We start from the raw sequence: 2,105 nt of genomic DNA, 5'->3' as shown, positions 1-2,105 counted from the left end.
CCGACAATCTGCGTAGCGCGGTCACCAAAGCGAATCGCTATGAGCCAAGACTGAACGACAGCTATCAGAAACTGGCCAATCACTATCAAACCGCCGTGATGCCTGCTCGCCCTTACAAACCGAAAGACAAAGCCAAGGCGGAGAATGCGGTGCTCCTCGTCGAACGCTGGATCATGATGCGGCTACGCCACCAAACCTTCTATACCTTCAAAGAGCTGAATCTCGCTATCCGAGCGCTGATGGATGAATTAAACCTACGTGAGATGAAACAGTATGGAGCGAGTCGCAAAGCCTTATTCGAGAAACTCGATAAACCTGCATTAAAGCCGCTGCCCAAGCAGCGATACCTCTATACCGAAACGAGACAAGCCAAGGTTGGGCCTGATTATCACATCGAATATCGCCGTCACTACTACTCGGTTCCCCATCAACTGGTAGGTCACCACGTCGAGCTGGAAGCCTCCAACCGTCTGGTGCAGATCTACCATCAAGGTAACTTGATCGCCCAGCATCCACGCAGCCAAAGAGAGCGCGGAAACAGCACACAACCAGAGCATATGCCGAGTCATCATCAACATCAAAAGTGGTCGCCTGGACGCTTGCTCAACTGGGGCGCCAATATCGGCCCTGCCACCCGAGAAGTCGTCAATAAGATGCTGAACGCCAAACCTCATCCAGAGCAGGCCTATCGTTCCTGTCTGGGGTTACTCAACCTGAGTAAAACCCATGGCGAGTCGCGCTTAGAGCAGGCCTGTAAAGATGCGCTGATGCTGACAAAACCGAACTACACCTTCATCAATAATCTGCTGAAAAACAATCGCGAGGGGCAACTGAGTAAAGATAAAGCGAATACACCGAACCTTGTTCACAGCAATGTTCGTGGCCCGAACTGTTATCACTAGGAGAAAGGATATGAACGCACTCAATGACCAACTCAAAACCCTGCGCTTAAGTCATGCGGCGAAAGCGTTAGAGCAGCAACAAGAGCAACTGACCACCTACGCAGAGCTGGACTTCGAGGAAAGGTTAAGCCTGCTTCTGGAAAGTGAAATCTTGAATCGTAATCAGAGCAAAATCCAACGCTTAAAACAACAAGCCAAGCTGAGAGTGGATGCTCAGCCGAGCCAACTCATCTACAAGGAGGGGCGAAACCTCAACCGCAAACAGATGAGTGAACTTCTGACGGGGAGTTATCTGCACAAGCACCAGAATATCTTGATCACAGGCCCAACAGGTACAGGCAAAACCTATCTTGGCTGCGCTCTGGCAACCAGCGCCTGCGACCAACAGCAAACCGTCAGATACTACCGATTAACTCGCTTGCTCGATGACCTGACCGCAGGTCGTCTGGATGGTAGCTATCAAAAACAACTTCAGTCGCTGGCTAAGAAAGGCTTACTACTCCTCGACGACTGGGGGATGGAAAAACTGACTCAAGAGCATGCTGGTCACTTGTTAGAAGTGCTTGAAGACCGTTACCAAAACAGCAGCACGATCGTCATCAGTCAGTTACCTGTAAAGGAGTGGTACAACATGATCGGTAACGCCACTGTCGCAGACGCTCTAATGGATCGGCTGGTACACAATAGTCATCGAATAGAACTGGGAGGTGAGTCAATGAGAAAACTGGCGCAATCCGATCACTTAGAGTAAAAATAGGAAGAGAGAAAAACGGCAGGATCAGGTGATCGGAATAAACCGAAACGAGCGATCGCAATCACCGAAATACGCACGATTAACATTTAATTCAGTTTGATAGGTATTTAATGTTATTTCTTCTCGTAAACACCACCTTAACTCTGAAACGCTAAGAACTCTATTTGAACCAGGCTCAGGCATTGAGAATGTGAGCTTGTTATTATTATTGATTGTGTTTTTATCGGTTCGAGGAACTGTTATTCTTTCAGGTGTTATGTTCTTATTTTTGCTCTCAGAATAGGAGCTGTTATTATGATTTTCTTGAGATGATACGATTGCAACAATAATGATTATTAAAAGAGCTACCCATACCCAAGGGCTGAAGCCAGATTTTGAATTTGACTCTTCTTCAATAGTTTTTTCTGTTCTAGTTGAAGACTTTGGTTTTGCTTCTTCTTTAGAAATAT

At 47.1% G+C, this 2,105-nt stretch carries 2 protein-coding genes and 1 pseudogene; 2 read left to right on the top strand and 1 reads right to left on the bottom strand.

Annotation, left to right across the window (positions count from 1 at the left end; all coding sequences use genetic code 11):
- Both R8O11_RS24715 and istB read left to right on the top strand, forming a co-directional pair.
- Nucleotides 1–902: Mu transposase domain-containing protein (locus R8O11_RS24715; protein WP_412035071.1), on the top strand; the 902-nt coding region annotated here is incomplete at its 5' end.
- Between the two features lie 10 nt (nt 903–912).
- Nucleotides 913–1,653 carry an IS21-like element ISVch3 family helper ATPase IstB gene (gene istB / locus R8O11_RS24710; protein ID WP_318194543.1) on the top strand — a complete coding sequence of 247 codons (741 nt, stop codon included), beginning with the start codon at nt 913–915 and terminating at the stop codon, nt 1,651–1,653.
- 27 nt (nt 1,654–1,680) lie between these two features.
- Here the strand turns inward: istB and R8O11_RS24705 are convergent.
- Nucleotides 1,681–2,105: pseudogene (locus R8O11_RS24705) on the bottom strand (hypothetical protein); the annotation flags it as partial.

The sequence above is a fragment of the Vibrio sp. 1288 genome, assembly GCF_033344475.1.
Note: the sequence above shows the minus strand (reverse complement) of the source record. Positions and strands in the feature narration are given on the sequence as shown.

Excerpts from the sequence above, each read along its gene's own strand:
- istB (WP_318194543.1), top strand. The coding sequence starts at position 913 with ATGAACGCACTCAATGACCAACTCAAAACCCTGCGCTTAAGTCATGCG.